The sequence below is a fragment of the Mycobacteriales bacterium genome, assembly GCA_035550055.1.
Taxonomy (GTDB): Bacteria; Actinomycetota; Actinomycetes; order JAFAQI01; family JAFAQI01; genus DASZTV01.
The window spans coordinates 22,095-42,194 of the sequence record DASZRO010000028.1 but is presented as its reverse complement, the minus strand read 5'-3'; the positions used below and the strand labels follow the sequence as shown (position 1 = coordinate 42,194).

Here is a 20,100-nt window from a genome sequence, read left to right as displayed (position 1 = left end):
CGGCCTGCCCCGCTGGGGGGTCAGGCCGACGAGCGCCGGCTGAAGGTCTCGTTGCGATGTACGAGACCTTCCCTGCAAGCTCATGTGGCACGCCGGCCGAACGGGACCGAAGCCGGTCAGGAGCCGTCGACCGTCACGACGCCGCTCGTCGAGCCGGCGAAGTTGGGTCCGCCTGCAAAGCCGAGCTGGTACTCCTGCGTACCGGCCGCCTTCGGCGCGAGGAACTCGACGACGCCGTTGCGACGCGTGCGCCGGACCGCCAGGGTGGTCCACCCGGAGCCGCCGACCGGCTGGCCCTGAAGCATCACCTTGCGTCGGGCGAGCGCCCTGCCGCCGCCACGCAGCTGGCCCATGACGACCTCACGGTCGCCGCGTCGGCGCTGCTTGGCTCGGATCGACAACGAGCTCGGTCGCACGACGTGAACGGTCGCGATCGCGCTGCGCGCAACGACGGTGGTCGACGGTGCGGCACTCTGGCTGGCGACCGGTGCCGGTGTCGCATCCGGGACCCGGAACACGAGGCGATAGTGCGTGCTGGTGCTCGGCTGCACGGTGAAGTGGACGCTCCCGTCGCTGGCTGTGACGGCCGAGGCCACCCGATGCCCGGACCAGCGACCTGCCGGGCGCGCCCGCAGGATCACCGTGTCACCGGCCTGGACGACGCCCGCCTCGGACAGGACGCCGCTGACGACGTCGGAGTCGCCCGGCTGGATCGACTTCGCCGCGAGCGCAATGGAGAGGTCATAGCCGTTCGAGGCAACCGGCGCCGGAGTCACGGCAGCCGCTGGGCCGGCCGCCGTGACGACAGTGAGGCCGCCGGACGCGGTCAACGCGAGAGCTGCCGCCGCTCCGACTCGGCGCATCCGAGATCCGGTCATCGTCGATCCCCTTCGTGGGCCCTCCTCTGGGGCGGAGGGCGTGTCACTCCCGACAGCGACGGAACGTCCGGATTCGTTACGGGGCGAGGAGTTCCCGGCCTGGCCGCTCCGGCTAGTTTTCAGCCGTGGTGACGCGCGGCTACCGGACGGCGACCGCGGCCGACGTCGAGGCGATCGTCGCCCTCGTCGAGTCGGCGTACCGCGGCGAGGCGAGCCGGGCCGGCTGGACCACCGAGGCCGACCTGCTCGACGGCCAACGCACCGACGCCGACACGGTCGCGGCGACGATCGCGGCGAGCGACCGGCGAGTGCTCCTCGCATTCGAGGCCGAGGCGCTCGAGGCCGAGGCGCTCGTCGGCTGTTGCGAGCTGCGCCGGTTGCCGCAGGCGACGGCGTACTTCGGCATGTTCGCGGTGGTGCCGACTCTGCAGGGTGGCGGTGTCGGCGGCGAGTTGCTCACCGAGGCCGAGTCTGTGGTGCGGCGCGAATGGCAGGCGACGCGCATGGAGATGACCGTGATCGCGCAGCGGGAAGACCTGATCGCGTGGTACGAGCGACGCGGGTATCGGCGTACCGGCGCGACCGAGCCGTTTCCGTACGGCGACGAACGCTTCGGCCTGCCTCGGCGCGACGACCTGTTCTTCGAGAGGCTGGCGAAACCGCTCTAGGTCTGCCGAACCCTCACCGTCGATGCCGGATACGTCGCGAGCAGCGCCTCCGGCCGGGTCGGGCGGAGCACCAGGTTGCCGCCGCAGTTGGGACACACGTTGTCGAGGTGGTTCTCGACACAGTCCCGGCACCACGTGCACTCGAAGGTGCAGATCCGGGCGTCCGGGTCGCCGTTGGGCAGGTCACGATCGCATCGCTCGCAGTTCGGTCGCAGCTCCAGCACGGCGCAGGCTACTTCCCGATCTCGGCGTAGCGCGCCTGAAGCCGGTCACGCACCTGTTCGGGCGTGAAGGATCTGCGCTGGCGCTCACGTCGCGCGATCACGACACCGGTCGCGGCGACCCCGACCACTCCCGCCAGTCCCACGACCTTCCACCACTTCAAGTTCATGTCTCCCCCACCCTTCACCCCAACCGGCACCGACTGCTGCCTGCTCACCGTAGACGCGCAAGACTGCGGCATGACCAGCGAGCCGCTCTCCCTCGACTCCGCAGTCGAGATCACGCGCACCGGCGACCTCTGGCTTTTCCGGGGGCACAGCGCAGCCGACCGCGCGATCCGCACGCTGACGAACGCTCCGGTCAACCACGTCGGCATGGCGGTGGTGCTCGACGACCTGCCGCCGCTCATGTGGCACGCCGAGCTCGGCCGCTCGCTGGTCGACATGTGGACCGGGAAGTACCAGCGGGGCGTCCAGCTTCACGACTTGCGTGACTCGGCGTTGGTGTGGGCGAACAAGTACGGCCAGCAGGGGTGGCTGCGCCAGCTCGACGGCGAGGTGACGCGACAGGCCGAGGACGCGCTGCTGCGCGCGGTCGCGCGACTCGACGGGACGCCCTTCCCCACCACGCGGGCGCTCGCCGCGGGCTGGCTCGGCGGTCGGCTGCCCAGACGAGGGACGCCGGGACAGGATCGACGGGAGACCGCGTACTGCGCGGAGGTCGTCGCGATCACCTACCAGGAGATGGGACTGCTGCCGCGCGCCCGCGACGCGAGCTGGTTCGACCCGGGCAAGTTCTGGAGCGGCGACGACCTCGAGCTCTCGGCCGGGTTCCGGCTGGCACCCGAGATCCCGGTCGACATCCCGGACGAGGCGCCGAAGACCGGTCGCATGGGTGACGCTCCGACGCGCTGAGCTACTTCTTGGAACGCGCGACGAGGCCACGCACGAGCACGTCGAGGCCGAACTCGAAGCGGGCGTCTGCGTCGTCTCCGACGTCGCCCATCAGCGCCGGGACGAGACTGACGATGGTGGGGAAGCGGTCGGCGGGCAAGCTGCGCAGGTAGGCCTCGAGCTCTCGGTGATAGGCCTCACCCTCCTCGGGCGTCGCGGCAACCCCGGACCGCCAGATGCTGCCCTCATACGCCGAGCTGGTGACGTAGGCCGCAAGCAGATCCGCGCCGTAGCCGATCACCGCGTCGTCGAGCTTGCCGGCACGCATGATCGAGAGCATGCACTCCATGCCGACCACCGAGTTCGGACCGGTCGGCACTCGCCCGAGCCCGACCCGCGCGAGGTCGCGATGCGAGAGCAGGACGGCGTACCACGCCCGCAGGTGCTCCTTGAGCTGCTCCTGCCATCGTTTCGGATCGGCCTCGATCACCGGGATCTCGCCGGCGACCTCGTCGAAGACCAGGTCGAGCAGCTCGTCCTTCCCGGCGATGTGGGCGTAGAGCGAAGCGCCGCCGGTACCCAGCTCCTGCCCGATCCGCCGCATCGTGACCGCGTCGACGCCCTCGTCGTCGATCACCCGAAGCGCCGCGGCGACGATCGCCTCGCGGGACAGCGGCCGCTCCGGGAGCTGCCGGCTCCGCTTCGCCCCGGGACGCCTCGGCGGGAGCGGCAGCGGGTCGCCCACCGTCCACCTCCACGTCGGATCTGCGCCAGCCCGGCGGCTGGCCACGAACATCGTACGTTGACAACGAACATTGTTCGTGGAACAGTGTTCGTGATCTTCGAACCATGTTCGTGACCGAAGGGGCTGCAGTGACGAAGACCGCATACGAGCGCAGGTGGCTGATCTTGTTCGTGATCCTGGCCGCCGAGTGCATGGACCTGCTCGACTCGACGATCGTCAACGTCGCAGCGCCTGCCATTCACCGGAGTCTGCACACCTCGTCGACCGGGCTGCAGTGGATCGTCGGCGGCTACGCGCTGGCGATCTCCGTGGGGCTGATGACCGGCGGCCGGCTCGGCGACGTGTACGGGCGACGGCAGATGTTCATCCTCGGCGCCGCCGGGTTCACCGCGTCTTCGATCCTGTGCGGGGTGGCGCCCAACACCGGACTGCTCATCACCTTCCGGCTGCTCCAGGGCGCGCTCGGCGCGACCATGCTGCCGCAGGGCTTCGGGGTGATCCGCGAGGTGTTCGGGGACGAGTCGACCCAGGCATTCGCCATCTTCGGACCGGTCATCGGGTCCGCCGCGGTGTTCGGGCCCATCGTCGGCGGCGCGCTCGTCGACTGGAACCTCGGCGGCTCGGGCTGGCGGCTGGTGTTCTTCGTCAACGCGCCGATCGGCGTTGCGGCCGTGATCGGGGCGTGGCGGCTGCTGCCGAAGACGAAGCCGGTGCGCGACGAGCGGCTGGACCTGCTCGGCGCGCTGCTGTCGTGCGCGGCATCCCTCTGCCTGGTCTACCCGCTCATCCAGGGCCGCGAACTGGGCTGGCCCGCCTGGACCTACCTCTTGATGGCCGCGAGCGTCGTGCTCTACGCGGCGTTCGGACTGCAGCAGCGCGCCCGCAGCCGCGCCGACGCGGACCCGCTGGTCCTGCCGTCGATCTTCACGCACCGCGGCTACAGCGCAGGCCTGCTCGTCCTGCTCGTCTTCTTCTCCGGCATGGGCGGACTGTTGTTGACCGCGAGCGTGTTCTTCCAGCTCGGCGAAGGCTTCTCCCCGATTCACGCCGGGCTGTCGTTCGTGCCGATGTCAGCCGGGATGGCGGTCGGCGCGGGGCTGTCCGGCGCGATCCTCGGACCGAAGTTCGGGCGGCTGGTGATTCAGGGTGGCGGTCTGGTCACGATCGCCGGCTGGTTGCTGGTGATCCAGCAGGTTCACGGCGCCGGGAACGTCTCGTCGGTGGACGTGATTCCAGGTCTCGCCCTCGCCGGCATTGGCATGGGACTCGTGGTCGCCCCGCTGTTCGACGTGGTGCTCGCGTCGGTCACCGACGAGGAGACCGGGTCGGCGTCCGGTCTGCTGAACGCCGGGCAGCAGCTCGCCGGCGCGATCGGGGTCGCCGTGCTCGGCACTATCTTCTTCGCCGCGCTCGGGCACGTCGGCTTCCACGACGCCTTCGAGCGGACGTTGTGGGTCGAGATCGGCTCACTCGCGGCGATGGTCGGGCTGTCGACCCTGCTCCCGCGGTACGCCCGTGAACCCGGCGCCGAGACGGCCAGCGCCACCGCGGAGCCGGCCTCGCTCCAGCCGGCCAACAGCTGACTCGGGCATGATCGCGTCGTGGACACCGCCGCGATCCGCGAGCTCCAGTTCGGCTACGCCGACGTGGTGTCACGCCGGGCGTGGGACGAGCTCGAACGGCTGCTGCTGCCGGACGCCACGATCGAGGTCGACACCGTCACGAGCCCGAAACGCACGTTCATCGGACCGGCCGAGTTCGCGAACTTCGTCCGCACCGCCACCGACCGGTTCGACCACTTCCAGTTCGTCGTGTTGAACGCGGTGGTGGAAGCCGACGGCGACACCGGCCGTAGCCGGATGTTCATGTGTGAGATCCGGCATCACCGCGACGCCGGTTCGGTCGATGGCGACGACGGCTGGTCGACGGCGTACGGGGTCTACCACGACCGCTACCGCAAGCTCGACGGGCGGTGGTGGTTCGCCGACCGCCGCTACCGGTCCCTCGCCCGCACCGCGCCGCAAGCCGAGATCTTCGGGCTGCCTGCCGGGCTCGGTCCGATCGGCCGCTAAGCGACCGCCGGTACCGCCTCGGAGTCCGCGACCTCGGCCTCCGGGTTGCGCGGCGCCGACAGGATGTTGCTCTCGAAGAACGCGACGACGAACAGCGCACCGGCGACCAGCAGGCCGACCGCAACGTGATACGCCAGCACGAACCCGTGGGTCGACGCGAGCGGCGCGGCGACGCCGCCGCGGCGCAGCGAGGCGGCGTGGCGAAGGGCGAGCGTCACGAGGACCGACAGCCCGATCGCGCCGCCGACCTGTTGCATCGCGTTCTGTACGCCGGAGGCGAGCGAGGAGTCCTGACCGGTGACCTCATGCAATGCGGCGTTGCCCATCGCCGGGAAGCTCAGCCCGGACCCGAGCCCGAGCAGCACCATTCCCGGCACGATGCCCGACCAGTAGCCGCTGTGGATGTCGATCCCGGAGGTCAGCAGCATCCCGGCAGCACACAGCACGAAGCCGGCCGCCAGCAGTCGCTTCACGCCCAGCTTCGGCATCATCGCCGTCCCGATCCCGATGCCGGCACCGATCGTGAGGCCGAACGGCAGATAGGACAGCCCGCCGCGCACCGGCGAGTAGTGCAGCACCTGCTGCTCGAACAGCGTGAGCAGGAAGAAGTACGAGAAGAACGCGGAGGAGAAGAACAGCGTGACGAGGTTCGTCGCGACCCGGGTCCGGTTGCGGAAGAACTCGAGCGGGACGAGCGGCGCCGCGGAGTGGCCCTCGATGAAGCCGGTCGCCGCGAGCAACGCGAGCCCACCGAGCAGGGGCAGCAGCACCTGCCAGGATCCCCACGCGTGGCTCGCGGCCTGCAGCAGGCCGTCCACCACCGCGATCAGGCCACCGGTCATCGTCGCGGCACCGACGTAGTCCGGCTGACCGCCTTCGCGCACCATCCGGCTCTCGTCCACGAGCCGCGGCGTGAACACCAGCGCCACGAGGGCGACCGGCACGTTGACGAAGAAGATCCAGCGCCACGACGCGTAGTTGACGAGCACGCCGGAGATGACGGTGCCCGACGTGCCGCCCAAGCCGGCGATGCCACCCCAGATGCCGAGCGCCTTGACCCGCTCGGCGGGATCGGGGAACAGGACCGCGATCAGTCCGAGCGAAGCGGGGGCGGCGAACGCCTCGCCGGCGCCCTGCACGAACCGCGACGCGACCAGCATGCCCGGATCCTGGGCAGCTCCGCAGGTGGCGCTGGCCACCGCGAACAGGCCCACCCCGAGCAGGAACAGCCGACGCCGACCGACGATGTCGGCGAGCCGGCCGCCGAGCAGCAGCAGGCCCCCGGCCATCAGCACGTAGCCGTTGACGACCCAGGCGAGCCCCGGGCGACTGAAGCCGAGATCGCGCTGGATGTGCGGCAGCGCGACGTTCACGACCGTGACGTCGAGGACGAGCATGAACTGGATCGCGCCCAGCAGCGCGAGGGCCTTCCAACGGCGCGGGTCGGAGCTCGTCGCGGCAGGCGCAGTCATCGGTGGTCCTTCGTTCGAGGGTTCACGGATCAGACGGACTCTGGCACGCTCATGTGACAGTTTCGACGGGTTTCTCCCACGGCGGAGATACTTGCCGCGTGGAGTTCACCACCCGTTTGGAGCGCCTCGCGGCCGAGGCGGAGCGACTCGGCGACGCGGCCGCACGATGCGGCCTCGACGACCCGGTCCCGGGCTGCCCGGACTGGCGCGTTCGCGACCTCGTCGGGCATGTCGGAACCGTCCACCGGTGGGCTGAGCACATCGTCGCCAATGGCTTGGATCATCCGGACGCAGCCGCGCCGCAACCACCCCACGATGGCGAGCTGCTCGGCTGGTACGCCGACGGGCATCGAGCCTTGGTCAGCACGCTGGCGGCCGCGCCCGCCGACCTGAGCTGCTTCGCGTTCCTTCCGGCTCCCTCGCCGTTGGAGTTCTGGGCTCGCCGCCAGCTCCACGAGACGACGATCCACCGCGCGGACGCCGAAGCGGCAGCAGCGATCCCGGTGACGATCGACGACGCGACTTCGCTCGACGGGATCGAGGAGATGCTGTTCGGGTTCGCGAAGCGGAGGCGCGAGTTCGTGCCGGGGACGGTCCGGCTCGCACCGGACGGCAGCGCCGGTTGGCTCATCACCCTCGGCCCCGACGGGGCAAGCGCGGTCGAGGCGGCTGCGCCGGCGGTCGCCGACGCAACCGTGAGCGGGCGCGCCGACCAGGTCTACCTCTGGCTGTGGAACCGGCCGGCGGAGGTGTCCGTCACCGGTGACCACGGCGTTGCCGACCGGTGGCAGCAGGTGAAGGTGCGCTGGGGCTGACCGTCGCCTGCGGGGTCGCTACGGCGTACCGGTCGGCAGCGTCTTGATCAGCGGGTCCCGTAGCAACCGGGCCACGTCGGTGAGATCAGACAGCTCGTAGACGTACGTCGCCCTGCCCCGGCTGTTGTACGTGGAGTACCAGGCAGTGGCGAACGCGACCGCGGGGTAGCTGTCCCGGACGCGCTCGACCAACGTTCTCGCGTCCCACGACCGGCCCAGCGAGCCGGTGCCGTTGCCTGCGGCGTTCGGCCCCTGCCCGAACTCCGAGAACCCGAACGGCTTCCCCGCGGCGACCATGTCCTGGTAGGTGGTCAGACCACGATCGTCGTCGGGGGTGCGACCGATCGCGAGGTCGTTGTCGTAGACGTCGATGCCCACCGCGTCGACGTACGCCGACCCCGGGTAGTAGGTCATGGCCGGCACAGCGCAGTCGCACCCCACCGCGTTCGGCGAGTACAGGAACAGCAGGTTGTGCAGCCCCTTCGTGACCGTCAGGTAGTGGACCATGTCCTGCCACAGCGCAGCGAAAGCCTGAATCCGCGCCGCGTGCGGCGCACCGGTGCTCCCGTCGTCGGACCACCAGAAGAACTTCACACCGTTCATCTCGACCAGCGGCCGGAACAGCACGGGAACACCCGCGGCCTGGAACTTCGCCAGCGTCGCCGCCGCACCGTCAAGGTTGGCGTGCCACGTGTTGTACAGCGTCGTCCCGGGCTGGGTCAGCTGCGTCATCTGAGCGGGCGTGATCGGCGCACCGGGGAAGGAGTTGTCGACCGGGTCGTTCGGATGCCAGTCGAGCTCCAGCACCCCACCGGCGTGGGCGTGCGTGATCATCGTGCTGATCGCCGTGTCGTTCTTGCCGTCACGGATCGAGTCGAGCTCGGCGCCCATCACGACCGGCTCCGGCAGCTTGCGTCGGCGCAGCCGGGTGAACACGCGGTACCACTCGGCTTTCCCCGACTCGAACGTCGGCATCTCCTGACCGAGCAGCACGCGGCCCTTCGACAAGCCGGCCCGCGACTGCAAGGTCTGCAGCAGGCCATTGGTCGCGGCGCTCGCCAGGGGGTCCACCGCATGCGCCGGCGCCGGCAGGTAGTGCACGAGCACCCGGTAGCCCTCGTAGTCGGACAGGAAGATCCGCGAGCTCGCGTCGACGGCGACGCCGAGCGGAGAGTCGCCCGTGATGGCGCCGTCGAAGTTCGAGGTCGCTGCCGGTTGGGTCTGGCTCCCGCTTGTGACGGCGTTGGCGTAGACCGCGAGGCTCGGTGCCGCCGCAGCGCCGTCACCCTGCTGGGTCACGTAGAGCGACCCGTCGGGGCCGACTGTCAGGTCGACCGGATGCGTCACGCCGGTGTAGGTGGCGGTCGAGGCATACGTCGTGGCCGGGTCGTCGAAAGGGCCGGTGAAGCGCAGCACGCGGTTGTCGTAGTAGTCGGCGACGAACAACGAGTCCCCGGACACGGCGAGCGCCTTCGGGCCGGCGAAGCCGCCATCGGCTCCGGCGCCGATGCTGTCGTCCGCCTTCATTCCGGTGGCGAACGGCGGGTCGAACATCAGCACGCGGTTGTTGTCGTCGTCCGCGACGTAGAGCCGTCCGGTCTCGTCGACCGCCAGGCCGCGGGGGTAGTTGAACTCGTTCATCCCCTTGCCCGAGACGCCCGGTGTGCCCAGCACGTACGTCGGGCGCGACGGGTAGCTGCCGCCCGCTCCCGGCACGAAGATGTCGACCGTGTGGTTGAGCGTGTCCGCGACGTACACCTTGCCCGCGCCGTCGACCGTGATCGCCTCCGGACCGACCATTACGCCCGGGGTCCCACCGATGACCTCGTCGGCCGGCTGGCAGGCCGTCATGGCGTCCGCGTCAGGCCAGCTGAGGACTCGTCGGCCGCCGTCGTCGACGACGTAGAGCCGCCCGGTCGACCCGATCGCGATCCCGGTCGGGCCGTCGGTGGTGAACCCGCCGAAGTCATGGCTGCTGAACTGCGCGTCGGCGTTGGGACAGCGACTGGCGAGGGTGGCGCCGCCAAGACTCGGCTGACCGATCACCGAGAAGGTCGCAGCATCGGCAGGTCCGGGCCTGGCCTCGGCCGGATGGGCGGCGGCGCTCGGCGCCACCGCCGGGACCACCGCTGCCGCAACCGCGACGAGAACCCCGCCGAGTCGCGCGATGCGGCGTCGCTGAACAGCACGAATGCTCACAGAAACCCCCCGTTCCCCCGCTGCCGTGAGGTTAGTGCCTGGACCGCGAGTTGGCGACAGGTTGCGTAATGCCCCGTCGGCGGGGCACATCTGGCCATGACGACAAGAGCTCCAGAGAAGGGATCTGGTCATGTCACGCGGCAGTCACGCACAGCCCAGCCGGTTGCACATGTCACGGCGACGCGGGGCGATCGCCGGACCGTTGCTGGTCCTGCTCGGAGCCTGGGGTGCGCTCGTTCCCTTCTTCGGGCATTCCTTCGGCTACGGCTACACACCAGACAACACCTGGACCTGGACGGCCGCGCGCGGCTGGCTGGAGGTGCTGCCCGGCGCCGGGGTCGCACTCGGCGGTCTGCTGCTGACGGTCACCGCGCATCGCGCTGTCGCCCTCTTCGGTGGCTGGCTCGCCGCGGCAAGCGGGGCGTGGTTCGCCCTCGGCACCGTGGTGAGCCCGTGGTGGAACGCCGGCTTCATCGGGGTTCCCAGCGGCGACACGACTCGTGCGGTGTGGGAGCAGATCGGCATGTTCACCGGCCTCGGCCTGGTCTGCGTCTGCCTCGCCGGCATCGCGATCGGCAGCGCGATGGTGGTCGGGCTTCGCGACGTGTCATCGGGCCGGGAGCAGCTCAACGCCTACCGCCGCATCGAAGAGGCACCGGCGTACCGCGAACAGCCGGCGACGCATCCAGCTGACACCATCGACCTCAACGCGGCCGAGCGCGAGCGGCTCAGCCACGCGTCGACGACCACCAACGAGTCCGGCAGCTAGCGTCGTCGGATGAAGCCACGCGCCCTCGCCCTCACCGCCGCCACCGTCCTCGCCACCGCCGCGCCGGTGCTGGGCGTCGCCACGGCGGCCCACGCAAGGCCGGTCGCCAAGGCGCCGGTCGTCTACCGCCAGAAGGACTCCGGGCACACGGTCACCGCGTTCGTCGGCAAGCCGTTCAAGGTCCGCCTCGAGGTGTGCGGCGACTGCGGCGACTCGCTGAAGCTGACCTCCGCCAACACGCCGGTGCTGCACATGACGCACGTCAGCCTCACCTCCACCGCCAAGCCGCCGGCCGTCGGCGGCGAGCAGTTCGAGACGTGGACGTTCGAAGCGCGCAAGCCCGGCCGGGCCGCCATCCGCGTCGTGGAGCGTCGCGCCGAGAAGGGCGGCAAGACCAGCCCGCGCTTCCGCCTGACCGTGAGGGTCAGCAAGCTCGTCGTCGACAACTAGTCATCCGGCCACCGGCTTCAGCGGTTCGGTTCAGCGCCGGCGGGTGAGGTCTTTCGTCAGTGCCCGCAGCGTGAACGGGATGAGCACGATCAGCGCCAGCGGCAGCAGCCACACCTGCGGGTACTGGTAGCCGACTGTCACCAGCCGCCGAAGCTGCGTGGTCCGCCGCGCGATCACCGGCCGCGGGTCGGTCGGCGGCGCGGTCTCGGCGGTCGAGGGCAGCGCGGGCATGGGTACGTCGCCGCCGACGCTCGGCCCCGCTGCCCGCCGCCCGCCTTCCGAGGTGCCCGCCGCGGTGTGATGCTGCGCACCCGGGGTTTTGGTGGGCGGGGTCTTCGCGGCTGCCGGGTGCGCGGCCCGGGTCAGCAGGCGCAGCCGCGGGCCGGCGGAACTTGCTGCGTGGGCGAGGCGGAACGCGATCTGCCACGCGGTCGTGGGCGCGGCGTCGGCGGGCAGCAGCGCGAACCCTTTCACCCCCGCCAGCGGCCCGAGCCGGCGGAGGTCGGCGACCAGACGTGGCGTCGGTTTCGCGACGTACTTCGCGTGGGCGGCGGGCAGGCAGTTCACCGAAGGCGGATTGTCGAAGCCGCCTTCGGTGTCGGTGATCGCCTGATAGGTGACACAGACGTTCACCTTCGCGGCTTGCGGGTCGATGCTGCCGTCAGCCACCGACGTGTCGAGCGGGACGGTCAGCGTCCCGCCGTCCGCGCGCTGTGCCCGGGCGCTGAGCCGTACCGCGATGAAAGCGCGAGCGATCTGCCGCCCGACGGCGGTGCCGACGTGGAAGGTCCCTTTCGGGTACGGCGAGAGCGCCGGCAGCGGGATGAACCCGCATCCGAGCGGAGTGGCACACAGCGGATCGGGTTGGAACCAAGCGGCCGCCGTGATCTTCGGATGCAGCACGTCCGGCACGACCGGCTGCCGGGTGACGAGCACCGATCGCGTGCCACCGGTTGCGACGACGCCGCTGGCCGTGGCAGCCGGCAGCACGGCGGCCCCGATCGCGAACGCGGCGACGGCCAGCCGCAGCCCGGCCCTCATCGCTCGCCGCCGGCGGAGCGGACCGCCTGGATGACCTCGGACGTGCGATCGAGGACGTCGTCGAGATCGGTGCGCTCTTCAGCGGCCGCTGCACGCCCCAGCTGAGCGACGAACAGGCCGGTGCCGATCACGATGAGCACGAGCCCGCCCAGCCCACCGCTGACGACGGCGGGCACCTGCACGGCGACGTTCAGCGTCCGCGCCGCGACCCGCCACCCCAGCCCCATCGCCACGAAGCCGGCCACAACCATGCCGGCGAACAGCAACAGGCTCGGCAGCGCCGGGTTGTCGGCGGGGCGCTTCATCCGGCCTCCTTGCGGGCCCGGCGGGGACGAGCGGTCGGCGCCGCGGGCGGCGCCGACGGCGCTGTCAGCTCGTCGCGCAGCACCGTCAGCAGCGACGCCAGCTCTTGCTGCTGGGCGCGGCGGGCTCGCGCGTCGGCCTCGCGGACTCCGACGACGACCAGTCCGACCCCCACCACGATGAGTCCGACCCCGGGTAGCGCCGCCGAGAGCAGGTAGGGGATCTGCAACGCCACTTCCGACTTGCCCGCCACCAGGCTCCACCCGATGGCCAGCAGCACGCATCCGGCGGCGAGGACCGCCATGCCCAGACACGTCCAGGTCCTCGGCAACCTCACGAGCTCGCGTACCCGTCCGATCATCGTGACGCTCCTACCGGGGCTTCGGCTGCCCTGGTGACCTCGCCACCGAGGTACGCCGTGATGACGGCAGGGTGGCGCTGGACCTGTTCCGGCGTACCGATCGCGATCTCCTCACCGTCGGCCATGCAGACGATCCGATCCGACAAGCCCATGATCAGTGGCATGTCGTGCTCGATCACGACCATCGTCAACGACAGCTCACGGCGCAGCCTCGCAAGTAGCTCGCCGAGCGCCTCCGTCTCCCGCTGCGCCACGCCTGACGACGGCTCGTCGAGAAGCAGCAGCTCCGGCTGCAACGCCACCAGACAGGCGATCTCGGTGATCCGCCGGGTGCCGGTCGACAGCTCGCCGATCACACTCGACCGGTAGCGCGCCAGGCCCATCCAGTCCAGCAGCTCATCGGCGTCCGACCGCTTGCGTCGCTCCCCCGGCCGGATCCCGAGTGAGGCGAGCGCGACGGAGGTCGGCGCGGTCCGCTCGAGGGAGAGCGCGACGCAGTCGGCGACGGTGAGCGTCGGGAACAACGCGGCGTCCTGGAACGACCGGATCAGCCCTCGCCGGGCCCGCGCCTCGGGCGAGAGCCTCGTGATGTCGGCCCCGCGGAAGGACACCGAGCCGCCGTCGGGTCGGACGAAGCCCGCGATCAGCTCGAAGGTCGTCGTCTTCCCTGCGCCGTTCGGACCGATCAGACCAAGCGTCTCGCCCTCCCGCACCTCGAAGGACATCCCGCGCACCGCGCGGACCCCGCCGAAGGACACCCGCAGGTCACGGACCTCCAGCAGCGCCCCAGTCCCCGAGACGCGACGATGCACCGGGCGCGCGAACTCCGGGATCGCCCGCGGTTCGGTGGCGGCCTCGGTGATGCCGCGCTCGGCCGCGGCGGCGGCGGCGAAGTCGATCCCGGCGCGGCCGGCGAGCCACGCCGCGACGCGGTTGCGCAACGCCAGCGGGAGCTGCACGATGCCGCCCGGAAGGAACAGCACGGTCCAGAGGTAGACCTGGCCGAGCAGCGCGTTGCCGAGCGCGCCGATGGTGGCGTACGTCGGTCCCGAGACGACGGCGGCCCCGAAGATCGGACCGGCGAGGGTGCCCAGCCCGCCGACCACAGCGATCTGGACGACGCCGAGGCTGGCCGTGACCGGCCACCCGTCGTAGCCGATCTGCGGCAGCGAATGGCCGTACATCGCGCCGGCGACGCCGGTCAGCGCACCGGCGAGGGCGTAGCACTGCATCTTCGTCCACGTCGCGCTGATCGAGAACGAGCGCGCCGCATCTTCGTTGTCCCGGACGGCCACCAGCCGACGTCCCAGCCCGCCGCGGCGCACGTTGTGCGAGAACAGCAGCGCGATCACCAGAATGCACACCGCGAAGTAGTAGTACGCGTGGCCAGACGCGATGGCGTGCCCGTGGATGATCGGACGGCCCGGGATCTGACCGGTGCCGAGCACCCAGTGCTCGCCGAGCAGGAAGTCCGGTACGACGAGGCTGAAGGCGAGCGTCGTCACCGCGAACATCAGCCCGCGCGCCTTGACGGCGGGAAGGCCGAGCAGCACGCAGAGCAACGCGCCGGCACCGGCGGCATAGGCGAAGGACTCGACGTAGTTGCCGGTTCGTCGGGCGATCTGCCACGAGGCGTAGGCGCCGACAGCCGAGATCGCGAACTGTCCGAGGGACAACTGCCCGCCGAGCCCGGTCACGATCCCGAGCGCCAGCGCGACGATCGTGAAGGCGACGGTGACGGTCAGCGACTGGCTGGTGCCGTTGTCGACCAGCAACGGGAGCGCCGCGAGGATCGCGAACAGCACGACCCACGGCGCCCGTTCGAGCACCTTCACCGACGGCAAGGCACGCACGGTGGCGGGCAGCGGCCGGCTCGGCGTGATGACCGACCACGAGCCCTTGTCCTCGCTGCGTCCGATCGGCTGACGCTGCACCAGCAGGCCGACCACGATCAGCACGAACAGCGCCATCTCGACGATGCCGCCGTTCTGCGAGTTCCACGCCAGCAGCTGCTCGAGCACGCCGATCCCGAGCCCACCCGCCATCGCACCCGGCAGGCTGCGCATCCTCGCGAGCACCGCACCGGTCAAGGCGATGAGCAGCAGCGACGGGCCGAACCCTTCACCGCTGGACCCGACCGAGGGCGCGGTCAGGATGGCGGTGAGCGCGGCAAGACCGCCGGCGACCGCCCATGCGATCGAGCTCATGAGGTTGACCGGGATGCCGGCCATGCGCGCCGCGTCAGGGTTGTCGGCAGCCGAGCGGATGCCGCGACCGGTCCGGCTGAACTTCAGGAACATCCCAACCGCCGCGACCGCGATCGGCGCGATGATCAGGATGGCGACGTAGGACTGGGTGACGAGCAGTGCACCCACGCTGAAGGTCGGCAGGCCCGGCGGCTGCGGGATCGTGACGATCCCGTTGACCGCGTGGCTGTTGATCACCTGCGAGAAGCCGCCGAGACTCTCCCCGGCGATCAGCGTCGCGACGACGCTCATGACGGCGGGCGCGTTGCGCAACCAGCGCACGACGGTGTTGTCGATCAGTACGCCGATCAACGCCGCCACGATCAGCGCCGGGACGAGGGCCAGCCAGAACGGCACGTGCCAGGTCGTGACCTCGATCGCGAAGAACGAGGCGGCGAACGCGCCCACCTCTCCGTGCGCGAAGTTGATGATCTTGTTGGACCGGTAGATCAACACCAGGCCCGCCGCGAGCAGCCCGTACGACGCACCCTCGATCAGCCCGAGGACCACCACCGGCAACGGCGTCTGCCAGTGACCGGTCGAGGTTTCGCTGGTCGAGATGACGTGCGGCAGCACGAAGTCGAGCACGAGCCACAGCGCGACCAGACCAGCCGCGCACATCGCGGCGAGCCGCAGCCGGCCCGTCACGCGACGACGCCCTTCGCGGCGCCCTCGAGGAAGACCGCGCGGAGCAGGTCGTGGCGATCGATCAGGTCGGCTGCCGGCCCGTCGAAGCGCACCTCACCCTTCTCCATGAAGTACGCGCGGTCGACGAGCGACAACGCGGTCGTGACGCTCTGCTCGACGATCACCACCGCGGTGCCGTCGGCGTTGATCCGGCGCACCATGTCGAGCAGCCGGGTGACGATCACCGGCGCCAGCCCGAGTGACAGCTCGTCGATCAGCAGCACCCTCGGGCGAAGGATCAGCGCCTTCGACAGCGCGACCATCTGCTGCTCACCGCCGGAGAGCATCGCGGCCGAGGAGGTACGACGCTCCTTCAGCCGAGGGAACGCCTCGAAGCACCGCTCGATCGCCTCGTCGACGGCTCGCCGGTCCCGGCCGAGCGTGTAGCCGAAGCTCTGCAGGTTCTCCACCACGTTCATCGACCGGAACACGGCCTTGCCGCCGGGCACCTGCGTGATGCCGATCCGGACCCGGGCTTCGGCGTCGAGATAGGTGATGTCGCGCCCGTCGAAGGTGACGTTGCCGCGCTGCGGGATTCCGAGACCGGAGATGACGCGCAGCAGGGTGGACTTGCCGGCGCCGTTCGTGCCGAGCAGCCCGACGATCTCGCCTTCGTCGACATGGGCGTCGACGCCGAACAGGACCTGTAGCGATCCGTAGGAGAAGTCGATGTCGCGGCAGTCGAGGAGCGCGTCCGACCGCGCGGCCCCCTCCGGCCGCACGCCCAGACTCTGCCTTTCACTTCGGCCTCGATCGGCCTCGACATAAGCGCTCGCCCAGCGCCACACCAGCGCCGCGATCACCCCCATGCCGGCGACGGCGACGAGCGCGTTCGGGGCGCCGTACCGATCGGCGACGCAGACCTCGAGGACGACACCAAGCACGCCGCCGAGCGCGAGCAGGACCAGCGACACCGCCGACAGCCAGGTCCGTTGTTGTGCAGGGACGAGGGTGAGCGCGAAACCCACCATGACGGGAAGCACTGCGCTCGCAAGTGCGTAGCCGGCAGTGACCAGGACCGCCATCGCGTCGCGGTCGGACAGCGCCGGACCGACCAGCAGCAGGGCCGAGCCCGTCGCCATCGCCACCCACGTGAGGCGGGCCAGGCGCGCCGGAGCAGTCGTGAGCAGCCGATCGGCGTAGTTCGCGGTCGCCACGACGAGGACCAACCCCGCGAGGGACATCGCGAGGAACACTCCGCTGACACCGCGCGTCCCGAGCTTCCAGTGCTGGTGCAGGTAGATCGACAGCACGAGCTCGTAGGACATCGACAGCATGCCCAGCGCCACGATCACCGCGCCGATACCGAGCAGCGATCGTGACGCCTGCCAGGTGCGGAGCAGCTCCGGCAAGTTCGGCGCCTCGGCGACCGGCGGCAAGGCGGGGGCGAACGGCTCGGTCGCCCGCTGCAATCCCGATGCCAGCACCGCAACCACGACGGCCACGACCGCGGCAACGACCAGCGCGTTGTCCCAGCTCGCCCCGCCGGCGAGCAGAACACCGAACGGAAGGGTGACCTGCGCCAGCAGGACACCCGCCTGCAGCACGGCGAGCGCTCGGATCCGTCGGCCGTCCGATACCTCGGCGATCGCGGTCGAGCGCTGGAGCACCTGGCCCGGCGCAGCGACAACGACACCGAGGCACAACACGCCCACCAGCGCCCACACCCCATGCACCTCGCCGGTGAGCGCCAACACCGGCGCGCACGCGATCGCGCTGACCCGGGTCGTCCAGGTACGCACCGCGACGGCCCGGCGCTCGGTGAGCATCGGCACGGCGAAGGGCAGCAGGTAGGCGACGCCGATCGCCGGTCCCCGCACGCTGATCAGCGACAGCGCCGTCACCTTGAGGCTGGTTGCGAGCTGCGGCATGAACAGCGAGACGCCGTAAGGCTGGAGGTCGGCGACACCGGCGAGCAGGCCGAGCGCGACGAGCGTCCACAGTCCGCGCCGTCCGGGGCTGCTCATCGGGCGGCGAGCACCTTGCCGGGATTGAACAGGTTGCGCGGGTCGAGCGCCGCCTTGACGTCGTGCATCAGTGACTCGGCGGCTGGAGCGAGCTCGCGCTGCATGCCCCCTGCTTTCAGGACGCCGACGCCGTGCTCTCCGGTGACCGTGCCGCGCCGCGCGATCGCGGCGTCGAGGATCTCCTCGAAGGCTGCCAGCGCCGCGGGCGGCGGAGCGCCGTCGCCGGCGGCGCCGATGATCAGCGGGTGGAGGTTGCCGTCGCCGGCGTGCGCGATGCTCGCGATCTTCACGTCGTACCGTCGCGCGATCTCCTCGATGGCGGCGAGCATGCCGGGAACCTCCGAACGCGGCACGCACACGTCCTCGGTCAGCACCGGGCCGAGCCGTTCGAGTGCGGGATAGGCGAGGCGGCGCGCGGCGAACAGTGCCTCGGCTTCGGCGTCGTCGGTCGACTGCTCCGCCCAGTTGGCGCCGCACTCCGTGAACGCGTCGACGATCGCCTGCGCCTCGGTCGCGCCCGACTCCCCGGGGGTGTCCACCCGGGCCAGCAACAGCGCCTCGGCGTCGAGGCTGAGCCCGAGATGCTTCCAGTCCTCGACAGCTTGCATGCAGTAGCGGTCGAGCAGCTCCAACGCGACCGGTACCAGCCCCCGACGGGTGATCAGCGCGACGGCCTCGCCGGCCTGGACGAGCTTGTCGAAGCTGCCGACCACCGTGCGCGGCACCCCCGTGACTTGCGGGCGCAGTCTGACGGTCGCCTGCGTGACGATGCCCAGCGTGCCTTCCGACCCGGTCATCAGTCCGACCAGGTCGTAGCCCGCGACGCCCTTCGTCGTACGCCGGCCGAGGCGCGCGACGGTGCCGTAACCCGATGAGCCGCCGACCACTGCCTCGAGGCCGATCACGTAGTCGCGGGTGACGCCGTACTTGAGGCAACACAACCCGCCGGCGTTGGTCGCGACGTTGCCGCCGATCGTCGACCACGGCGAGCTGGCCGGATCCGGCGGGTACCACAGCCCGAGCTCCTTGACGGCGGCCTTGAGGTCGTCGTTGACGACGCCCGGCTCGACCACCGCCACCAAGTTGTCGCGATCGATCTCGACGATCGCGTCCATCTTCGACAGGTCGAGGACCACGCAGCCGTCGACGGCGTTCGCGCCGCCCGACAAGCCGGTCCCGGCGCCACGAGCCACCACCGGCGCGCCGAGCGTCGCGCAGGTCGCCACCACAGCAGCCACCTCGGCGGTGGTGCGGGCACGGATTGCGGCGACGGCCGCGCCGACCGGCGCCCACGCCGCCTGGTCGCGAGAGAGGCTGTCGAGGACGTCGGCGTCGACGACCACGCGGTCGGCAGGCAACTCGCGGCCGAGCAGCTCCACGAGTTGTGCCGCCGACACCGCCGGCGGCCCTGCCTCGACGGCGGTCATCGCCCGACGGCTCGCTGGAGCTCGACCGCGATCTCCTTGGCCCCGGTCGCCGACATCGCGCTGCCCGCGTGGTCGACGCCGGGCACGAGCCTCGCCTGCAGCTGGGGCAGCCGCGCCCGCCACCCGTCGACGACGTCTTCGGGGTACGCCGGATCGGAGCCGGCACCGATCGACCACTCGGCGTAGAGCAGGGTGACGGGCATGGTGAGCCCCGCCATCCACTCCTCAACCGGGCAGCCGAAGAACACGTCTGCGGCGTCCTGCCGGACAGCGTCCGGCGCAAGCCGCACTTCGAGCTCGGGCGCCTGCCCGACCAGGTCGTAGCGCAGGTAGTCGGTCAGCAGCGCGTCGTCGGGGTCGAGGGAGGCACCGACGCCGCCGAGGAAGGTGCGCTTGTAGTCCTCGACTCGGGCGTAGGTCCGGTCGGTGCGCTCGAGCCGGTCGGCAAGGGGCTCCTCGCTGGAGGTCTCGGCCGCGGCAGGCGCCGTCGGCGGGGTCATCGGCGGGCCGCCGTCGACCAGCAACAGCTCACTGACCCGGTCGGGGGCGAAGTCAGCCAGCGCCGTCGCGACGAATCCACCCATCGACATGCCGGCGACGACCGCCTTGTCGATCCCCATCGAGTCCATCACCGTGAGCACGTCGTCACGGTGTCGCGTCAGGCCGTACGGTCCCGCGACGTCGACGCTGCTGCCCCGCCCGCGCAGGTCCGGCGCGACCAGTCGCACGCCGGGCGCCGCCGCCGCGGTCCACTGCCAGAGCAGATGCGTGCTCGACACGCCGTGGATCGCGACGACCGGCGGACTGTCGGCCGCCCACTCCCCGACCATCAGCAAGCCGCCGTCGACCTTCACGCCCTTGCGGCTGTATCTCGACTCCGTCATC

General features: G+C 70.7%; 20 protein-coding genes. 7 read left to right on the top strand and 13 right to left on the bottom strand.

Features of this window, described 5'->3' with window-relative positions:
• Positions 1–116: 116 nt before the first annotated feature.
• On the bottom strand, positions 117–878 hold the full coding sequence (locus VG899_04615; protein ID HWA65634.1) for a hypothetical protein: 762 nt from the start codon (positions 876–878) through the stop codon (positions 117–119).
• Between the two features lie 125 nt (positions 879–1,003).
• Between VG899_04615 and VG899_04610 the strand changes: the two genes are divergently transcribed.
• Positions 1,004–1,546, top strand: coding sequence for a GNAT family N-acetyltransferase (locus VG899_04610; GenBank protein ID HWA65633.1), 543 nt, complete (start codon positions 1,004–1,006; stop codon positions 1,544–1,546).
• On the opposite strand, the gene VG899_04605 is transcribed toward VG899_04610, so the two are convergent.
• The gene (locus VG899_04605) at positions 1,543–1,770 is read right to left on the bottom strand and encodes a DUF1272 domain-containing protein (GenBank protein ID HWA65632.1); all 228 of its coding nucleotides are present in this window, start codon (positions 1,768–1,770) and stop codon (positions 1,543–1,545) included. The genes VG899_04610 and VG899_04605 overlap by 4 nt on opposite strands.
• 8 nt (positions 1,771–1,778) lie before the next feature.
• Positions 1,779–1,937 carry a hypothetical protein gene (locus VG899_04600; GenBank protein HWA65631.1) on the bottom strand — a complete coding sequence of 53 codons (159 nt, stop codon included), beginning with the start codon at positions 1,935–1,937 and terminating at the stop codon, positions 1,779–1,781.
• A gap of 70 nt (positions 1,938–2,007) precedes the next feature.
• On the opposite strand from VG899_04600, the gene VG899_04595 reads away from it, so the two are divergent.
• Positions 2,008–2,682 (top strand): hypothetical protein, encoded by a 675-nt coding sequence (locus tag VG899_04595; GenBank protein ID HWA65630.1) that lies wholly within the window; start codon positions 2,008–2,010, stop codon positions 2,680–2,682.
• 1 nt (position 2,683) lies between these two features.
• Here VG899_04595 and VG899_04590 read toward each other — a convergent pair whose 3' ends face one another.
• Entirely contained in the window at positions 2,684–3,406 is a 723-nt protein-coding gene (locus VG899_04590; protein HWA65629.1) for a TetR/AcrR family transcriptional regulator, read from the bottom strand.
• 128 nt (positions 3,407–3,534) lie between these two features.
• Here VG899_04590 and VG899_04585 point away from each other — a divergent pair, with 128 nt between their 5' ends.
• Together VG899_04585 and VG899_04580 are read left to right on the top strand one after the other, a co-directional pair.
• On the top strand, positions 3,535–4,989 hold the full coding sequence (locus VG899_04585) for an MFS transporter (GenBank protein HWA65628.1): 1,455 nt from the start codon (positions 3,535–3,537) through the stop codon (positions 4,987–4,989).
• 18 nt (positions 4,990–5,007) lie between these two features.
• Entirely contained in the window at positions 5,008–5,478 is a 471-nt protein-coding gene (locus tag VG899_04580; GenBank protein HWA65627.1) for a nuclear transport factor 2 family protein, read from the top strand.
• On the opposite strand, the gene VG899_04575 is transcribed toward VG899_04580, so the two are convergent.
• Positions 5,475–6,950 carry an MFS transporter gene (locus VG899_04575; protein HWA65626.1) on the bottom strand — a complete coding sequence of 492 codons (1,476 nt, stop codon included), beginning with the start codon at positions 6,948–6,950 and terminating at the stop codon, positions 5,475–5,477. The genes VG899_04580 and VG899_04575 overlap by 4 nt on opposite strands.
• A gap of 98 nt (positions 6,951–7,048) precedes the next feature.
• Here VG899_04575 and VG899_04570 point away from each other — a divergent pair, with 98 nt between their 5' ends.
• A complete protein-coding gene (locus tag VG899_04570; protein HWA65625.1) occupies positions 7,049–7,765 on the top strand; it encodes a maleylpyruvate isomerase family mycothiol-dependent enzyme in 717 nt (238 codons plus the stop codon).
• Between the two features lie 18 nt (positions 7,766–7,783).
• Here VG899_04570 and VG899_04565 read toward each other — a convergent pair whose 3' ends face one another.
• On the bottom strand, positions 7,784–9,964 hold the full coding sequence (locus tag VG899_04565) for a glycosyl hydrolase (GenBank protein ID HWA65624.1): 2,181 nt from the start codon (positions 9,962–9,964) through the stop codon (positions 7,784–7,786).
• 169 nt (positions 9,965–10,133) lie between these two features.
• Between VG899_04565 and VG899_04560 the strand changes: the two genes are divergently transcribed.
• Positions 10,134–10,733 carry a hypothetical protein gene (locus VG899_04560; GenBank protein ID HWA65623.1) on the top strand — a complete coding sequence of 200 codons (600 nt, stop codon included), beginning with the start codon at positions 10,134–10,136 and terminating at the stop codon, positions 10,731–10,733.
• A gap of 9 nt (positions 10,734–10,742) precedes the next feature.
• Positions 10,743–11,183: a protease inhibitor I42 family protein gene (locus VG899_04555; protein ID HWA65622.1), complete on the top strand. Its 441-nt coding sequence runs from the start codon at positions 10,743–10,745 to the stop codon at positions 11,181–11,183.
• A gap of 30 nt (positions 11,184–11,213) precedes the next feature.
• On the opposite strand, the gene VG899_04550 is transcribed toward VG899_04555, so the two are convergent.
• Genes VG899_04550 through VG899_04520 form a run of 7 tightly spaced genes read right to left on the bottom strand, consistent with a single transcriptional unit; the run spans position 11,214 to position 20,099 of the window.
• The gene (locus VG899_04550; GenBank protein HWA65621.1) at positions 11,214–12,224 is read right to left on the bottom strand and encodes a hypothetical protein; all 1,011 of its coding nucleotides are present in this window, start codon (positions 12,222–12,224) and stop codon (positions 11,214–11,216) included.
• On the bottom strand, positions 12,221–12,529 hold the full coding sequence (locus tag VG899_04545; GenBank protein ID HWA65620.1) for a hypothetical protein: 309 nt from the start codon (positions 12,527–12,529) through the stop codon (positions 12,221–12,223). The genes VG899_04550 and VG899_04545 overlap by 4 nt, the downstream gene beginning before the upstream one ends.
• Complete coding sequence (locus VG899_04540; protein HWA65619.1) at positions 12,526–12,888, bottom strand: hypothetical protein; 363 nt, start codon at positions 12,886–12,888, stop codon at positions 12,526–12,528. Before VG899_04540 ends, VG899_04545 begins: the two co-directional genes overlap by 4 nt.
• Positions 12,885–15,782: an ATP-binding cassette domain-containing protein gene (locus VG899_04535; GenBank protein ID HWA65618.1), complete on the bottom strand. Its 2,898-nt coding sequence runs from the start codon at positions 15,780–15,782 to the stop codon at positions 12,885–12,887. The genes VG899_04540 and VG899_04535 overlap by 4 nt, the downstream gene beginning before the upstream one ends.
• Positions 15,779–17,788 (bottom strand): ATP-binding protein, encoded by a 2,010-nt coding sequence (locus tag VG899_04530; GenBank protein HWA65617.1) that lies wholly within the window; start codon positions 17,786–17,788, stop codon positions 15,779–15,781. The genes VG899_04535 and VG899_04530 overlap by 4 nt, the downstream gene beginning before the upstream one ends.
• Positions 17,785–19,215, bottom strand: coding sequence for an FAD-linked oxidase C-terminal domain-containing protein (locus VG899_04525; protein ID HWA65616.1), 1,431 nt, complete (start codon positions 19,213–19,215; stop codon positions 17,785–17,787). The genes VG899_04530 and VG899_04525 overlap by 4 nt, the downstream gene beginning before the upstream one ends.
• Positions 19,212–20,099 carry an alpha/beta hydrolase gene (locus VG899_04520; GenBank protein HWA65615.1) on the bottom strand — a complete coding sequence of 296 codons (888 nt, stop codon included), beginning with the start codon at positions 20,097–20,099 and terminating at the stop codon, positions 19,212–19,214. Before VG899_04520 ends, VG899_04525 begins: the two co-directional genes overlap by 4 nt.
• Position 20,100 lies beyond the last annotated feature (1 nt).

Excerpts from the sequence above, each read along its gene's own strand:
- VG899_04615 (HWA65634.1), bottom strand. The coding sequence starts at position 878 with ATGACCGGATCTCGGATGCGCCGAGTCGGAGCGGCGGCAGCTCTCGCG.
- VG899_04600 (HWA65631.1), bottom strand. The coding sequence starts at position 1,937 with ATGAACTTGAAGTGGTGGAAGGTCGTGGGACTGGCGGGAGTGGTCGGG.
- VG899_04595 (HWA65630.1), top strand. The coding sequence starts at position 2,008 with ATGACCAGCGAGCCGCTCTCCCTCGACTCCGCAGTCGAGATCACGCGC.
- VG899_04575 (HWA65626.1), bottom strand. The coding sequence starts at position 6,950 with ATGACTGCGCCTGCCGCGACGAGCTCCGACCCGCGCCGTTGGAAGGCC.
- VG899_04560 (HWA65623.1), top strand. The coding sequence starts at position 10,134 with ATGTCACGGCGACGCGGGGCGATCGCCGGACCGTTGCTGGTCCTGCTC.
- VG899_04555 (HWA65622.1), top strand. The coding sequence starts at position 10,743 with ATGAAGCCACGCGCCCTCGCCCTCACCGCCGCCACCGTCCTCGCCACC.
- VG899_04550 (HWA65621.1), bottom strand. The coding sequence starts at position 12,224 with ATGAGGGCCGGGCTGCGGCTGGCCGTCGCCGCGTTCGCGATCGGGGCC.
- VG899_04545 (HWA65620.1), bottom strand. The coding sequence starts at position 12,529 with ATGAAGCGCCCCGCCGACAACCCGGCGCTGCCGAGCCTGTTGCTGTTC.
- VG899_04540 (HWA65619.1), bottom strand. The coding sequence starts at position 12,888 with ATGATCGGACGGGTACGCGAGCTCGTGAGGTTGCCGAGGACCTGGACG.
- VG899_04530 (HWA65617.1), bottom strand. The coding sequence starts at position 17,788 with ATGAGCAGCCCCGGACGGCGCGGACTGTGGACGCTCGTCGCGCTCGGC.
- VG899_04525 (HWA65616.1), bottom strand. The coding sequence starts at position 19,215 with ATGACCGCCGTCGAGGCAGGGCCGCCGGCGGTGTCGGCGGCACAACTC.
- VG899_04520 (HWA65615.1), bottom strand. The coding sequence starts at position 20,099 with ATGACGGAGTCGAGATACAGCCGCAAGGGCGTGAAGGTCGACGGCGGC.